The 584-nt window shown below is 52.6% G+C and carries 1 protein-coding gene; it reads left to right on the plus strand.

The genetic code is table 11. The annotated features are described in order from the left end of the window. Positions 1 to 584 (plus strand): AAA family ATPase (locus ACXJ7R_RS35890; protein ID WP_457155911.1); only part of this gene is annotated, 584 nt, incomplete at both ends.

The following is a 584-nucleotide window of genomic DNA, read 5'->3' on the forward strand; positions in this document are numbered from 1 at the left end:
ATATCGCGTTCTCGCAGTCGACATGGATCCCCAGGCGTCGTTAACAAGTCTGCAAGGAGCGTTACCCGGATTTGACTACCGAGAAGGTGACACCCTGTATTCGGCGATTCGGTTTGATGATCCGGTGCCAACGGAAAAGATCATTCATCAGACGCATATCATCGGATTCGATGTCATCTGCGCCGGTCTTGAGCTCACAGAATTCGAAACGGCAGTTACCCTTGAGATGCGCAAGAGCGGAGGAACCAGTTTCCTGCTTCGAGTGTCACAGGCCCTCGAACAGATCGTCGATAGCTACGATATCGTTCTTCTCGACTGTGCGCCCTCACTCAATTTCCTGACGCTTTCGTCACTCACTGCCGCTACCGGTGTCCTAATCCCGGTTCCAGCGCATATGCTCGATGTCGACTCCACAGGGAAGTTTTTGGAGCTGGCCGCATCTTATATGCAAATCTTGGATGAGGCTGGTGCAGGCGCACGTTGGGATTTCGCCAAATTCCTCATCACAAAGTTTGAGGCCAACGACCACCCGCAAGCCAACATGCAGGCCTTAATGCGCCAAGTGTTTGGCGAAGATCTACTTC

It is taken from the genome of Mesorhizobium sp. P5_C1, assembly GCF_054049815.1.